Raw genomic sequence first — 13,515 nt, 5'->3', positions numbered from 1 at the left:
GAAAATGGCAGCAAGAGCAAAATTTCTCTGCGACGCCGAACGCTGCATCGAGTGCAATGCCTGCGTCACCGCGTGTAAGAACGAGCACGAGGTGCCGTGGGGCGTGAACCGCCGCAGGGTGGTGACGATCAATGACGGTGACCCGGGCGAACGCTCGATCTCGGTGGCCTGTATGCATTGCTCGGACGCGCCTTGCATGGCGGTGTGCCCGGTCGACTGCTTCTATCAGAACGAGGAAGGGGTCGTACTGCATTCCAAGGACCTGTGCATTGGCTGTGGTTATTGCTTCTATGCGTGCCCCTTCGGTGCGCCGCAATACCCACAGGCGGGCAACTTCGGATCACGTGGCAAGATGGACAAATGTACCTTCTGTGCCGGTGGTCCCGAGGAAACGCACTCGACTGCAGAGTTCGCCAAATATGGTCGCAATCGGATTGCCGAGGGCAAACTGCCCATCTGCGCCGAGATGTGTTCCACCAAGGCCCTGCTCGCCGGTGACGGCGATGTGGTGTCGGCCATCTACCGCGAGCGCGTCGTCGCGCGCGGGTTTGGTTCGGGCGCTTGGGGCTGGGGCACCGCCTACGATCAGAAAGACGGCTAAGACCGCTTTCATTGACCAAACAGGCGACCCGCAAACGTGGGTCGCCTGATCTGGAATTTTGACCGAGGTTCAGATGTTCCGCTTACTCATCGCATTTCTGTTCGCCGTTGGATTGACTCAGAGCGCTATTGCGCAATCGAGCGACAATGAAGTCGTCACTCAGACCGACGAACGCACCTCGACCGGTGGCGCTACGACGTTGGAAGACATTCTCGCACGTCAACGTGGCGAGAAGGTGGACGACAGTTATCGGTCCGAGAACACCGGACAAGGCAATGTCGAAGGCCTAATGGGTCAGTTTGGCGCCCGCGGCGTGGCGTCGGACAGCGATGTCTATCGGGCGCTTCGTTATGGATCGGCTGATGTGACCGTGTCATCCCGAGGGCCCGCCGATAGCGTTCTGATTCAGGATGGCGGTATGTGGTGGCTGAGCTTTCGCACTGGCCCCTTGCGTGACTACGGAACTTATATTCTCGGCGGTATGCTCGTTGTCTTGCTGCTGTTCTTCCTGATCCGTGGGAAAATCAGAATTGATGGCGAGAAAACGGGGCGGACCGTGACCCGCTTTAACGGCTTCGAACGGTTCGGCCACTGGCTGTTCGCCGGGTCGTTTCTTGTATTGGGCGTTACCGGCCTGCTGACGCTTTATGGCCGCGACTTCCTGATCCCTATCTTCGGAAAAGAAGGCTTTGCGATGGTGGCCCAAGGGTGCAAGTGGCTGCACAACAACCTTGCCTGGGCATTCATGCTGGGATTGGTGATCGTCACCGTGAACTGGATTGCGCATAACATACCCAACCGCACAGACCTGAAATGGCTGGCCGCCGGCGGCGGGTTGTTCACCAAGAACAGCCATCCCCCAGCCAAGAAATTCAATGCCGGGCAAAAGATCATTTTCTGGCTTTGCATTCTTCTGGGCGTATCGATCAGCCTGTCGGGCCTCTCGCTGCTGTTTCCGTTCGAGATGCCGCTGTTTGCTAAGACGTTCTCAATTGCCAACTCAACCGGCCTGCCCCAGATGCTGGGCCTGAGCCTTCCCGCGCAGATGTCACCTCAGGAAGAAATGCAGTATGCCCAGCTCTGGCACGTGATCGTGGCCTATGCGTTCATCGCGATCATCCTTGCACACATCTATCTTGGATCAGTGGGCATGGAAGGTGCGTTTGATGCCATGGGCACCGGCGAAGTCGAAGAACAATGGGCCCGCGAACATCATTCGCTATGGCTTGAAGAAGTTCAGGAAAAAGAGGCCAGCAAGGCATCGGCCTCACCCGCCGAATAGATGCGGGGATTGGTGCTGGTCCTGGCGCTGCTGCCCCTGCCCTCCTGGGCAGAGTTCTTTACTCTGAAAGGGCATGGCGGACCGATCATGGGGATCGCCACTGCATCTGATGGACGCATTGCAACAGCCAGTTTTGACAATTCCGTCGGACTGTGGACCGGGCAGACCCCGGAATGGCTGGAAGGGCATGAGGCCGCAGTGAACTCGGTCACCTTCAACGGCACAGCGATCTACTCTGCAGGGGACGATTTCACCCTGCGCCGTTGGCCCGGTGGTGGGATCGTCGGTCAACATAAGGGCAAGATTGTCGGTTTGGCCGCCTCGAAAACCCATGTCGCCACTGCAAGCTGGGATGGAACGATTGGTCTTTGGCCGGTGGATGGGTCCGATCCACAAACGCTTGGACCAACCGGCAGTGGCGTCAACGCTGTGGCGTTTTCACCCGATGGGTCGGAGCTCTATTCAGCGGGAATGGACGGAGCCTTGCGCATTTGGGATGTGTCCAACGGACAGGAAACAAACCGATTGGTGGAACATGGATTCGGCATCAATGAGCTTATTTTAAACGCGCAAGACAATTGGATCGCGTATGGCGCAGTCGATGGCGTGACCCGCATTCTAGACCTGGAAACCGGGGAAGAGCGCGATTTCACACTGGACCGACGCCCGATCCTGGCGCTTGCCCTCAGCCCTGACCGAAGTCTTTTGGCCGTTGGGGATGGCGAAGGTTACATCATGGTCATCGACACCGTCGAATGGCGCATCGCTCAGGATTTCCGGGCAACCTTGCGTGGACCGGTTTGGGCGCTGGCTTTTTCGGTCGATGGCGAGAATCTTCATGTAGGCGGCATTGATGAGGCTATGTACAGCTGGCCGGTTACCGCCTTATCGGATCAGAAACAAATGGCGACGGCGCAACCAAGCTTTTTGAAAAACCCTGAAAAAATGGGGAATGGGGAACGGCAGTTTTCCCGAAAATGCTCGATCTGTCATAGTCTAACGCCAGATAGTGCGCGACGCGCTGGCCCAACCCTTCATGGCATCTTTGGGCGATCTGCTGGAACGCTGCCGGGATATTTGTACTCGGATACGCTGCAAGACTCTGATATCATTTGGAATGACGAGACGATAAATGCCCTTTTCGACGAGGGCCCAGACCACTACATTCCGGGATCGAAAATGCCGATGCAAAGGATTGCCCAACTGCAGGACCGAGCCGATCTGATCGCCTTTCTGCGCCGTGCAACGGCAGACCAAAACTGAACCGGAGGAGATCATGAAAGCCTTTTTCACCGCAATCGCGGCGATGGTCGTCATCACAGTTGCAGCACCGTTTGTGCTGGATCAGATCGGGTTCAGTGCCGCAGATGCGGGCTCTGGCTCTGCCGTGCGTCTCGACTGAATGTCCGAATATCTGACCACCCGGGAACTGGCCGATCTGCTACGCATTGGCGAGCGGAAGGCCTATGACCTTGCTTCATCCGGTGAGGTCCCTTGTGTCCGCGCCATGGGAAAGCTGCTGTTTCCCAGGGTCGAAGTCATCGCCTGGCTCAATGCCTCACGCTCGGGTCCGCAGGTGGCGGAACCGCCTCTGCCCCCGATCGTTGCAGGCAGCCACGACCCTTTGCTGGACTGGGCGCTGCGAGAAAGCGGATCAGGTTTGGCCACCTATTATGACGGCTCATTCGACGGGTTAAGCCGCCTTGGCGCCCGCACGGCTCAGGCTGCCGCCCTGCATATCCACGAGGAACACGGCTTTAACACGCAATCCTTGCGCGATGCGCTCGGCGAAGCGCCGGTGGTTCTGTACGAAGTGTCCCGAAGAGAACGCGGATTGCTGCTGGCACCCGGTGTCTCGGATATTGCGGGGTTCGACGATCTCAAAGCCCGTCGGGTCGTCTTGCGCCAGAACAGCGCTGCCAGCCAGCGGCTGTTTGACGCGCAGCTTGAGGCGCACGGAATGACCAGAGACGATCTGGAGACCCTACCCGCCTGCGCCCGTACCGAAGAAGAACTTGCCGTCGCCCTTCACGACAGCAAAGCTGATGCTGGATTTGGCTTGGGTGCGTTAGCGGGGCTGTACGGGTTGGGCTTTGTGCCCACCCACACTGAACGGCTTGACCTGGCGATCTGGCGACGCGCCTATTTTGATCCGCCGATGCAGAAGCTGTTACGCTTCATGCAGTCTGATCGGTTTGCACAAAGATCCGCTGAATTTGGCGGCTATGATCTGGCGCAGATGGGAAGCGTTCACCACAACGGCGCCAGCGGATGAGCACAGCGCTGTTCACTCACCGGCGTTTGGGAAGAAAACCTGCTGCCCATCCAACATGTAGGACGCAATCGCCGCTTGCCCGTCCGGTCCGATCAGCCAATCAATAAACCGCTGCCCGGCATTTGCCCGCACGTGCGGGTGAGTTGTTGGGTTGACCAGGATGACGCCATATTGGTTGAACAGGCGCGTGTCTCCTTCGACGAGTACCTCAAGGCTGCCTTTGTTGCCGAAGGACAGCCATGTTGCCCTGTCGGTCAGGGCATACGCATCCATTCCGCTGGCAACATTCAACGTGGCACCCATGCCGGATCCGGTTTCCCGGTACCACGTGCCTGATGCGTCTGTTGGGTCAACACCAGCAGCGCTCCAATGGCCCATCTCGGCCTTGTGCGTTCCGCTGTCGTCCCCGCGCGAAACAAACGGCGCTTCGACTGCTTCGATGGCGGTCAATGCAGTCAATATGTCAGTTCCTCCCCCAACCGCAGCCGGATCGGACTTAGGTCCAACCAGAATGAAATCGTTGTACATGAGGTCAAACCGCTCGACCCCCCAGCCGTCGGCGACAAACTTTTCTTCATCAGGCTTGGAATGGACCATCAAGACATCACCGTCACCGTTGACGGCATTTCTGATGGCCTGACCCGTTCCCACTGCGACTACACGCACTTCGATCCCGGTTTCCGCCTCAAACCCTGGCAGAATGAAATCCAACAGGCCCGAGTTCTGGGTCGAGGTTGTGGATTGAACCACTATGAAAGGCTCCTCGGCCCAAGCGGGTCCAACCACCAGCCCAAGGGTCACCAATGCCGCCCGAATGCAATCCCGGAACATCAAATTCTCCGTCTCTTTGTTTTAAGTAATCAATCCGCCTGCCAAATAACGGCGCGATGCTTCGGTTTTTGGCGCAGTCAATACCTGTTTCGCTGGGCCATGTTCAACGACATTCCCGGCCTGCATCATCACCACATCCGACGCCAAACGGCGTGCCTGTCCGGTATCATGAGTCACCATCACGATCCGGACACCCTTTTTCGACGCGCGCAGCACCATCCGTTCGATGATTTGCGTGGCGCCTGGATCAAGCGCACTTGTGGGCTCGTCCAGCAGCAGAGTTTCCGGGTTCAGAGCCAGTGCGCGCAATATGGCAAGGCGCTGCGCCTCACCGCCAGAAAGAGATCGGGCAGACTGTCGCGATTTGCCTTCCAGGCCACCCTCGGCCAACAGCTCAACAATCCGTCGCTTGCGGTTCGTCCAACCAACCCCCTGCCGCCTGAGAACAAAGTCCAGATTGGCCGCCACCGACCGCCGCAATAACACCGGGTGTTGAAATACCATGGCCTGACGGGCCTTGTGATCCGAATTCAGTGAGGTGCCATCCTGCGTCACTTGCCCCCGGTTCGGAGTGATCAACCCATGCAGACAGCGCAACAAAAGGCTTTTTCCAGATCCGTTGGGACCCAAAATCAGAGTGGGGCCCGGACCGTCCAGTATCAGTTCGGGAACATCCAGCAGCGTTTTTCCGTTGCTCTGAACTTGTAACTCACGCGCTTTCAGACACGTTGTCATTTCCGACACCAGGTCACGCATGACGCAATCCTTCCTGCTCGGCCCGCAGGGTCAGCGTGCTGACCATGGCGTTCACGGCCACGGCAATGCCAATCAGGATCGCACCTAGGGCCAACGCGAGCGCCAGATTGCCCTTCGAGGTCTCCAACGCAATGGTCGTGGTCATGACACGCGTGACGTGGTTGATATTGCCGCCGACGATGATCACCGCTCCGACTTCGGCAATCGCGCGTCCGAAGCCAGCCAATAGAGCCGTGACAAGCGCAAGGCGTGCGTCCCATAACAACACAGGGACAGAGGACAACCGGGACACTCCCAGAGACCTGAGTTGCTCGGAATATTCCTCGGCCAACATCTCGGTCACTTGTCGCGTCAACGCGGCGATGATGGGCGTGACCAGAACCACTTGGGCGAGGATCATAGCGGTTGGTGTGTACAACAGTTCAAGCACACCCAACGGCCCAGAACGCGACAGCATAAGATATACCAGCAGGCCCACAACTACGGGCGGGAGCCCCATCAAAGCGTTCATCAACACAATCATCACCCGTCGGCCCGGAAACCGTGCAACAGCCAACGCCGCCCCAACAGGCATACCGATAATCGTAGCGATCAACACGGCAAACATAGAAACACGCAGAGACAAGAGCACGATTGCCCAAAGCTCTGAGTCTCCTTCGAAGATCAAAGAAAGGGCCTTGCTGAATTCTGACGCAAAATCCTGCATTTTCTACGCGCTGAACCTCATATCGTATGAAATGCTTGTAATTTCACTGAAATACTACCGCAATTCCCACTCAAGTACAGTTACGAATCCGACATCGTGAATGAAAAACGCGGCCCGTATTGGGCCGCGTTCAGCTACGTTGTTAAGGGGTGCTTTAGTTCAGGGCCGCATCCGTGATTTGATGGGTCCAGGCGCCGTCGGGCTGCTGGGTGATCACCGGATCCGAACCACCTGCAAGCAATGTACCTACTGTGCGCTCAAAATCTGCAGGATCCAATGCACCGTTTGAGCCTGCCGTCAGCTTGGCAATCTCGCCCATCATGCGTTTCTGATGCTCTTCGGTCTGCGCACCGGTTTCGTCATTCTCAAGCACAATATCAGCCGCTTCATCCGGGTTTTCTTCCGCGTATTTCCACCCCTTCATCGAGGCACGGACGAAGCGCTCCATCTTGTCGACAAAGGCAGCATCGCTCAGGTTTTCCTCAAGCACATACAAGCCATCTTCCAGTGTCGCCACGCCCTGGTCCTCGTATTTGAAAGTCACAAGTTCTTCCGGAGCAACACCCGCGTCGATGACCTGCCAGTATTCGTTATAGGTCATGGTACTAATGCAATCGGCCTGACGCTGTAGCAGTGGATCGACGTTAAAGCCCTGCTTCAGTACCTCGACACCGCTTTCACTCTTGCCGCCGGTGTCGATGCCCAACTGGCTCATCCAACTCATGAACGGGAATTCATTGCCGAAGAACCAAACGCCCAGCGTGCGGTTCTTGAGGTCCGCAGGTTCGGCAATGCCAGCATCTTTCCAGCAGGTCAGCATCATACCCGAGCTTTTGAACGGCTGCGCGATGTTAACCAAAGGCAGGCCTTTTTCCCGTGCGGCCAAGGCTGCTGGCATCCATTCGACAGTCACGTCGGCCCCGCCCCCCGCGATCACCTGTGTCGGTGCGATGTCGGGACCGCCGGGTAAAATGGTGACATCCAGACCCTCTTCTTCGTAAAAGCCTTTGTCCTTGGCCACGTAATAGCCTGCGAACTGCGCTTGTGTGACCCACTTGAGCTGTAACGTCACCTCATCCGCAGCAAGCGCTGCGCTGGCGGCCAGGCTAAAGGCGGCAACCGCCCCGCTGAGTAGCTTATTCATCTTCATTTCTCCTAGTTGCTAATTGCGCCCCGTTCACGGGGTCTGTTGAAGTATTTCCTTTGTTATCCGCGTTGCGATGGGTGCCAGAACGTCACCGCTTTTTCGATCATCGCGACCAATCCGTAAAACGCTGTACCAGCCAGCGCGGCCACAACGATCTCGGCCCAGACCATGTCGAGTGACAATTGCCCGACGCTGGTCGATATCCGAAACCCCATGCCCAAAGTGGGCGAGCCAAAGAACTCTGCCACGATAGCGCCGATCAACGCCAGAGTGGTGGAAATCTTCAACCCGTTGAAAATGAATGGCATCGCGGCAGGCAGACGTAGTTTCAGGAAGCTTTGCCAATAACTCGCCGCGTAAGTCTCCATAAGATCACGTTGCATGGCCGTGGCCTCGCGCAGCCCAGCGACAGTGTTCACCAACATGGGAAAAAAGACCATTACAACCACGACGGCCGCCTTGGAATGCCAGTCAAACCCGAACCACATCACCAGAATGGGCGCGGTCCCGACGATCGGCAAGGCCGCCACGAAATTGCCAACCGGCAACAGACCAAGGCGCAGAAAATCCCAGCGATCCACCGCAATCGCCATTAGGAACGCCGCGCCACACCCAAGGAGGTATCCGCTGAGTGCCCCCTTGATTATGGTCTGAACAAAATCTGCCCACAGGATGGGTAAGCTGTCGGCAAAACGCACGGCGATCAGGGATGGTGCGGGCAGAATGACCAAAGGTACTTCGAGCCCGCGCACCAACAACTCCCATATCCCAATGATTGTCAGACCAAAGATCAACGGAGCCAGAAACCGGACCATACGCGTGTCGGCTTGCGGTCCGCTGGCCAGACGACTGTTCAACCACCAGCCAAGCAGCCAAAGACCGAATGCAAGTAGCACCAACATCATTGCGCCATCCCCATCCTCTTAAGCACTGATCGCTCCATCAGGCCAAGTAGCCCGACCAGACACGCAGCCAGAATGGCAGCCGCAAACAGAGCTGACCAAATTTGGACCGTTTGACCGTAATAGCTGCCCGCCAAAAGTCGCGCACCCAATCCAGCGACCGCGCCAGTTGGCAACTCTCCGACAATTGCGCCGACCAGCGACGCGGCGATACCGATCTTGAGCGACGTGAACAGGTAAGGCATCGATGCAGGCAGACGCAGTTTCCAAAACCCCTGCCCCCTGGTTGCGTTGTAGGTCTGTAGAAGGTCAAGCTGCATCGCATCTGGGCTGCGCAGGCCTTTGACCATCCCAACGACGACAGGGAAAAAACTCAGATAGGCCGAGATCACTGCCTTGGGAATAATCCCCTGAATGCCCACCGAATACAGAACTACAATGATCATCGGTGCCAACGCGATGATCGGAATGGTCTGACTGACGATGGCCCAGGGCATGACCGACAGATCCATCACACGGCTATGCACAATCCCAACGGCCAACAGAATGCCCAGCCCTGTGCCAATCGCAAATCCCAGCATTGTTGCGCTGAGCGTGACCCAGGCGTGATAGATCAAGGACCGTTTTGAAGTGATCTTTTTGAGAACAGTCGTTTCCCACAGCTCTACCGCGACCTGATGTGGCGCGGGCAGACGCGGGCGGTCCTGTGCCCACGTGGCCGGAATGGCAAAGTTGTTGTCTAGTGTCAGGCCGATCTCGCTCATATCCCGACGGTCTTTGGCCGACGGGGGCTGTACTTCGGCCCCAGCGCGTTCCTGTTCGGTCAGAACGCCTTTGATGTTCATTGGAACACAGGCGGCGTACCAAAGCACGACAATCGCGGCGATCACGGTCAGGATTGCAAAAACCTGCTTCATGCCCGCCACTCCATCCGGATTACCGGCAAAGTCTCGGGCGGTGTCGGCGGTTCCATTCCCGTTGCCTCAAACCCTTCGCGCCGATAGAATCTTTGTGCGGATTTGTTTGGCTCATGGGTCGTCAGCCAAAGGTAGTCGCGACCTGTCTTGGCTTTGTCTAACAATTGCTTCCCGATCCCTTGTCCGGTTCGCAGACAGTACAAGGCACCGACTTTGTTTTCTTTGGGATCAACGGACATGTAACAATCCACCGGGTCGCCTGCGACCCAGATTTTCCGGCTTGGGAAAGCTTCGCGGATCAAGGCCGTCATCACTTCTTCCGGCAGCTCGTCCGGCATCCAATCAGTCTGCGCCGCCCATGTCGAAATGACATGCCCACAGGCCGAAATGTCATCCTGCGTTGCTCTTCTTATGTCGGCACCCGCCATCAGACGTCATCTCCGTGCCCGGCCCGCAAACCCTCGCGGACTCGGTGGGCGACTTCGATAAACTCTGGCGTATCACGGATGTCCAGCGGTCTTTCCTTGGGCAACGGGCTGTCAATCACATCGGTGATCCGCCCGGGCCTGGGGCTCATCACCACAATCTTGGTGCTCAGATAGACCGCCTCTGGGATCGAGTGCGTTACAAAGCCAATGGTCTTTTCCGTGCGCGCCCAAAGGGCCAGCAGCTGTTCATTCAGATGATCCCTTACGATCTCATCCAGCGCACCAAACGGTTCGTCCATGAGAAGAATGTCAGCATCAAATGCCAGTGCCCGCGCGATGCTTGCACGTTGCTGCATGCCCCCCGAAAGCTGCCAAGGGAATTTCCCACCGAACCCTTCGAGATCAACGAGTTCCAGGACGTTTCTGACCCGCTCCGCTTGCTCTGCAGCCGAGTAGCCCATGATCTCAAGCGGCAGTTTGACGTTCTTTGCAATGGTCCGCCACGGGTAGAGACCCGCAGCCTGAAACACATAGCCATAAGCGCGGTTCCGGCGCGCTTCATCAGGGGTCATACCATTTACGGTAAGTGTCCCCCCGGTCGGCGCCTCAAGCGCCGCGATACAGCGCAAAAAAGTGGTTTTGCCACAGCCCGAGGGCCCGATGAAACTAACGAACTCGCCCTTGTTGATCGTCAGGCCTACATCTTTGAGTGCATGAATAGGTCCGTCATTTGTCTGGAAAGTGAGGTCCAGCTGCCTTGCCTCGATAACGGGCTGGGTCGTGCTTTCAGTATTCATTCCATTGCCTTGAAAAGAGTTGGCATTGGGCCGCAAGATATGCGACCCGTGCACGTCATACGCCCGTCGCCGGTATACCCGACCGCTCAACCGGCCGCGGCGCCGTCAGCTCTTTCCACGTACTCAGCGCTTTGTTGACATGGCTGTTCGGTTCCCGCGCAACAAAGTCGCCATGACCTTCCTCCGTTCGGATTTCGCCGTCATGCACCGCTACCTGACCTCGTGTGAGTGTGAAGCGCGGCAGCCCTCTGACCTCTTTGCCCTCAAACACATTGTAGTCGATGGCAGATTGCTGGCTGTCAGAGCTGATCGTCTTGGATTTCTCCGGATCCCAGACGACGATGTCCGCATCCGCACCAACCAAAATTGCCCCCTTTTTAGGATAGCAATTCAATATCTTGGCAATGTTTGTTGAAGTGACCGCAACGAACTCGTTCGGAGTCAAACGTCCAGTCCCCACACCGTTGGTCCATAACATCGGCATCCGGTCCTCCAGCCCCCCTGTACCGTTGGGAATCTTGGTGAAATCCCCAACGCCATAGCGTTTTTGCTCGGTCGTAAAGGCACAGTGGTCAGTCGCCACAACGCTTAGTGAGCCTGATTGTAGACCAGCCCACAAGCTGTCTTGATGCTGCTTGTTACGGAAAGGCGGGCTCATGACACGACGCGCAGAATGGTCCCAGTCAGGGTTGAAATACTCGCTCTCATCCAGCGTCAGGTGCTGGATCAAAGGTTCGCCCCAAACCCGCTTGCCCTGCATCTTGGCGCGACGGATCGCTTCGTGCGCCTCTTCGCAGGACGTGTGGACGACGTAAAGCGGTACACCCGCCATATCGGCGATCATGATCGCGCGATTGGTGGCCTCTCCTTCAACTTGCGGTGGACGGGAATAGGCGTGTGCCTCCGGCCCGGTATTGCCCTCAGCCAGTAGCTTGGCGCTCAGTTCCGCGACCACATCACCATTCTCGGCATGCACCATTGCGATACCACCAAGTTCGGCCAACCGCTTGAACGAGGAAAACAATTCGTCATCATTCACCATCAGCGCGCCCTTGTAGGCCATGAAGTGCTTGAATGTGTTGATGCCGCGTGTTTCGATCACCGTCTTGATGTCGTCAAACACCTGTTCGCCCCACCATGTGACAGCCATGTGGAACGAATAATCGCAATTCGCACGCGTCGATTTGTTGTCCCAGCGCTTCAGCGCGTCCAGCAGGCTTTCACCCGGGTTCGGCAAAGCGAAATCGACCACCATCGTAGTCCCGCCCGCCAGCGCTGCACGCGTACCGCTTTCGAAATCATCACTGGAATAAGTGCCCATAAACGGCATTTCCAGATGCGTATGCGGGTCGATCCCGCCGGGCATCACGTAACAGCCGGTGGCATCCAGTTCCTTGTCGCCTTTAAGATCCAAACCGATCTCGGTGATGACACCGCCTTCGACCATAACATCCGCCTTGTATGTCAGATCAGCGGTAACGACTGTTCCGTTCTTGATGACAGTGCTCATTTTCAACTCCCTGATGCGGTCTTCGCCGCTTGCTTCATCTGGCCAGAAATATCCCGGGGGAGTCGCCCAACGGGCGACCGGGGGCAGAGCCCCCTATCCCACAATCTCTGCCGTTTCGACGACGGCATGCAACAGAACATCCGCCCCTGCTGTGGCCCAGTCTTTGCTGATCTCTTCAGCTTCGTTGTGACTGAGCCCATCAACACAGGGGCACATGACCATGGCCGTCGGCGCCACCCGGTTGATCCAGCAGGCATCATGCCCCGCGCCCGAGATGATATCGGTATGGGAATAGCCCAACCGCTCGGCAGCGCTGCGCACTGCAGCAACGCAGGCATCGTCGAATGTTACAGGATCAAACCCGCCAACTTTCTCGAACTCGATCTGCAGACCCATTTCTTCGACAATGTCTTCCGCTGCAACACGCAGGCGGTTTTCCATATCCGTGATCACGTCCAGATCAGGTGATCGCAGATCGACCGTGAACACCACCTTGCCGGGGATGACGTTGCGAGAGTTCGGATAGACGTCGATATGCCCCGCCGCGCCAACCGCATGTGGCGCGTGGGACCATGCGATTTCATCCACTTTTTCCAAGACCCGCGCCATCGCCAGCCCGGCGTTCTTGCGCATCGGCATCGGGGTTGACCCGGTATGCGCATCCTTGCCGGTTATGGTGATTTGCGTCCAGCTAAGGCCCTGCCCGTGCGTGACGACGCCGATATCCTTTTCTTCGGCTTCAAGGATTGGTCCCTGTTCAATGTGCAGCTCGAAAAAAGCGTGCATCTTGCGTGCGCCAACCTCTTCATCGCCGCGCCAGCCGATCCGGTTTAATTCATCGCCGAACTTTTTCCCCTCGGCATCCTCGCGGTCATAGGCCCAATCCTGCGTGTGCATGCCGGCAAAGACGCCCGAGGACAACATAGCCGGGGCATAGCGCGTGCCTTCTTCATTGGTCCAGTTGGTCGCTATTATCGGGTGTTTCGTTTTGATGCCCAAATCATTCAGGGTACGGATAATTTCCAAGCCGCCTAACACCCCCAGCACACCATCGTATTTGCCGCCAGTCGGCTGCGTATCCAGATGCGATCCGACATAGACCGGCAAGGCCTCAGGCTCGGTGCCCTCGCGCCGGGCAAACATGTTGCCCATCTGGTCCAGTCCCATTGTGCATCCAGCGTCCTCGCACCACGTTTGAAACAGGGCACGCCCCTCGGCGTCATCATCCGTCAAGGTCTGGCGATTGTTGCCGCCCGCAACACCGGGACCGATCTTGGCCATCTCCATCAGACTATCCCATAGCCTATCGCCATTAATCCTGAGATTTTGCGCCGGAGCTGCCATAGTCTTTCCCCTGTTGCTT

General features: G+C 57.1%; 15 protein-coding genes. 5 read left to right on the top strand and 10 right to left on the bottom strand.

Going from position 1 to position 13,515, the window contains the following annotated elements; all coding sequences use genetic code 11:
* Positions 1–4 precede the first annotated feature (4 nt).
* The 5 genes from fdh3B to Q1B13_RS06270 all read left to right on the top strand — a co-directional run bounded on the left by fdh3B (position 5) and on the right by Q1B13_RS06270 (position 4,158).
* Positions 5–601 carry a formate dehydrogenase FDH3 subunit beta gene (gene fdh3B, locus Q1B13_RS06290; RefSeq protein WP_039530246.1) on the top strand — a complete coding sequence of 199 codons (597 nt, stop codon included), beginning with the start codon at positions 5–7 and terminating at the stop codon, positions 599–601.
* A 73-nt stretch (positions 602–674) separates the two neighbouring features.
* Positions 675–1,883 carry a formate dehydrogenase subunit gamma gene (locus tag Q1B13_RS06285; RefSeq protein WP_299078485.1) on the top strand — a complete coding sequence of 403 codons (1,209 nt, stop codon included), beginning with the start codon at positions 675–677 and terminating at the stop codon, positions 1,881–1,883.
* A complete protein-coding gene (locus tag Q1B13_RS06280; protein WP_299078482.1) occupies positions 1,884–3,146 on the top strand; it encodes a c-type cytochrome in 1,263 nt (420 codons plus the stop codon).
* Positions 3,147–3,159: 13 nt separating this feature from the next.
* Entirely contained in the window at positions 3,160–3,285 is a 126-nt protein-coding gene (locus Q1B13_RS06275) for a hypothetical protein (protein ID WP_299078479.1), read from the top strand.
* Positions 3,286–4,158: a helix-turn-helix transcriptional regulator gene (locus tag Q1B13_RS06270; RefSeq protein WP_299078476.1), complete on the top strand. Its 873-nt coding sequence runs from the start codon at positions 3,286–3,288 to the stop codon at positions 4,156–4,158. It abuts the gene before it with no gap.
* A 12-nt stretch (positions 4,159–4,170) separates the two neighbouring features.
* Here Q1B13_RS06270 and Q1B13_RS06265 read toward each other — a convergent pair whose 3' ends face one another.
* From Q1B13_RS06265 to Q1B13_RS06220, 10 genes are all read right to left on the bottom strand, one after another.
* The gene (locus Q1B13_RS06265) at positions 4,171–4,989 is read right to left on the bottom strand and encodes a substrate-binding domain-containing protein (protein WP_299078473.1); all 819 of its coding nucleotides are present in this window, start codon (positions 4,987–4,989) and stop codon (positions 4,171–4,173) included.
* Positions 4,990–5,010: 21 nt separating this feature from the next.
* A complete protein-coding gene (locus Q1B13_RS06260; protein WP_299078470.1) occupies positions 5,011–5,745 on the bottom strand; it encodes an ATP-binding cassette domain-containing protein in 735 nt (244 codons plus the stop codon).
* A complete protein-coding gene (locus Q1B13_RS06255; protein ID WP_299078467.1) occupies positions 5,738–6,451 on the bottom strand; it encodes an ABC transporter permease in 714 nt (237 codons plus the stop codon). Before Q1B13_RS06255 ends, Q1B13_RS06260 begins: the two co-directional genes overlap by 8 nt.
* A gap of 154 nt (positions 6,452–6,605) precedes the next feature.
* Positions 6,606–7,595: an ABC transporter substrate-binding protein gene (locus Q1B13_RS06250; RefSeq protein ID WP_298932442.1), complete on the bottom strand. Its 990-nt coding sequence runs from the start codon at positions 7,593–7,595 to the stop codon at positions 6,606–6,608.
* 62 nt (positions 7,596–7,657) lie between these two features.
* Positions 7,658–8,503: an ABC transporter permease gene (locus Q1B13_RS06245; protein WP_299078464.1), complete on the bottom strand. Its 846-nt coding sequence runs from the start codon at positions 8,501–8,503 to the stop codon at positions 7,658–7,660.
* Positions 8,500–9,417 (bottom strand): ABC transporter permease, encoded by a 918-nt coding sequence (locus Q1B13_RS06240; protein WP_298932446.1) that lies wholly within the window; start codon positions 9,415–9,417, stop codon positions 8,500–8,502. Before Q1B13_RS06240 ends, Q1B13_RS06245 begins: the two co-directional genes overlap by 4 nt.
* Entirely contained in the window at positions 9,414–9,845 is a 432-nt protein-coding gene (locus Q1B13_RS06235; protein ID WP_299078462.1) for a GNAT family N-acetyltransferase, read from the bottom strand. Before Q1B13_RS06235 ends, Q1B13_RS06240 begins: the two co-directional genes overlap by 4 nt.
* Positions 9,845–10,642 carry an ABC transporter ATP-binding protein gene (locus Q1B13_RS06230; protein ID WP_298932450.1) on the bottom strand — a complete coding sequence of 266 codons (798 nt, stop codon included), beginning with the start codon at positions 10,640–10,642 and terminating at the stop codon, positions 9,845–9,847. The genes Q1B13_RS06235 and Q1B13_RS06230 overlap by 1 nt, the downstream gene beginning before the upstream one ends.
* Positions 10,643–10,697: 55 nt before the next feature.
* The gene (gene hydA, locus Q1B13_RS06225) at positions 10,698–12,152 is read right to left on the bottom strand and encodes a dihydropyrimidinase (RefSeq protein WP_299078459.1); all 1,455 of its coding nucleotides are present in this window, start codon (positions 12,150–12,152) and stop codon (positions 10,698–10,700) included.
* Between the two features lie 93 nt (positions 12,153–12,245).
* On the bottom strand, positions 12,246–13,496 hold the full coding sequence (locus Q1B13_RS06220) for a Zn-dependent hydrolase (protein WP_299078456.1): 1,251 nt from the start codon (positions 13,494–13,496) through the stop codon (positions 12,246–12,248).
* Positions 13,497–13,515: the final 19 nt, after the last annotated feature.

Origin of the sequence: uncultured Ruegeria sp. (genome assembly GCF_947489545.1) — a bacterium.
Classification (GTDB): domain Bacteria; phylum Pseudomonadota; class Alphaproteobacteria; order Rhodobacterales; family Rhodobacteraceae; genus Ruegeria.
The sequence above is the reverse complement of the archived record's forward strand: the minus strand, read 5'-3'. Positions and strand labels throughout refer to the sequence as shown.

What these genes read in the sequence shown, in the direction of transcription:
- fdh3B (WP_039530246.1), top strand. Translation starts at nt 5, where the DNA reads ATGGCAGCAAGAGCAAAATTTCTCTGCGACGCCGAACGCTGCATCGAG.
- Q1B13_RS06285 (WP_299078485.1), top strand. Translation starts at nt 675, where the DNA reads ATGTTCCGCTTACTCATCGCATTTCTGTTCGCCGTTGGATTGACTCAG.
- Q1B13_RS06280 (WP_299078482.1), top strand. Translation starts at nt 1,884, where the DNA reads ATGCGGGGATTGGTGCTGGTCCTGGCGCTGCTGCCCCTGCCCTCCTGG.
- Q1B13_RS06275 (WP_299078479.1), top strand. Translation starts at nt 3,160, where the DNA reads ATGAAAGCCTTTTTCACCGCAATCGCGGCGATGGTCGTCATCACAGTT.
- Q1B13_RS06270 (WP_299078476.1), top strand. Translation starts at nt 3,286, where the DNA reads ATGTCCGAATATCTGACCACCCGGGAACTGGCCGATCTGCTACGCATT.
- Q1B13_RS06265 (WP_299078473.1), bottom strand. Translation starts at nt 4,989, where the DNA reads ATGTTCCGGGATTGCATTCGGGCGGCATTGGTGACCCTTGGGCTGGTG.
- Q1B13_RS06260 (WP_299078470.1), bottom strand. Translation starts at nt 5,745, where the DNA reads ATGCGTGACCTGGTGTCGGAAATGACAACGTGTCTGAAAGCGCGTGAG.
- Q1B13_RS06255 (WP_299078467.1), bottom strand. Translation starts at nt 6,451, where the DNA reads ATGCAGGATTTTGCGTCAGAATTCAGCAAGGCCCTTTCTTTGATCTTC.
- Q1B13_RS06250 (WP_298932442.1), bottom strand. Translation starts at nt 7,595, where the DNA reads ATGAATAAGCTACTCAGCGGGGCGGTTGCCGCCTTTAGCCTGGCCGCC.
- Q1B13_RS06245 (WP_299078464.1), bottom strand. Translation starts at nt 8,503, where the DNA reads ATGATGTTGGTGCTACTTGCATTCGGTCTTTGGCTGCTTGGCTGGTGG.
- Q1B13_RS06240 (WP_298932446.1), bottom strand. Translation starts at nt 9,417, where the DNA reads ATGAAGCAGGTTTTTGCAATCCTGACCGTGATCGCCGCGATTGTCGTG.
- Q1B13_RS06235 (WP_299078462.1), bottom strand. Translation starts at nt 9,845, where the DNA reads ATGGCGGGTGCCGACATAAGAAGAGCAACGCAGGATGACATTTCGGCC.
- Q1B13_RS06230 (WP_298932450.1), bottom strand. Translation starts at nt 10,642, where the DNA reads ATGAATACTGAAAGCACGACCCAGCCCGTTATCGAGGCAAGGCAGCTG.
- hydA (WP_299078459.1), bottom strand. Translation starts at nt 12,152, where the DNA reads ATGAGCACTGTCATCAAGAACGGAACAGTCGTTACCGCTGATCTGACA.
- Q1B13_RS06220 (WP_299078456.1), bottom strand. Translation starts at nt 13,496, where the DNA reads ATGGCAGCTCCGGCGCAAAATCTCAGGATTAATGGCGATAGGCTATGG.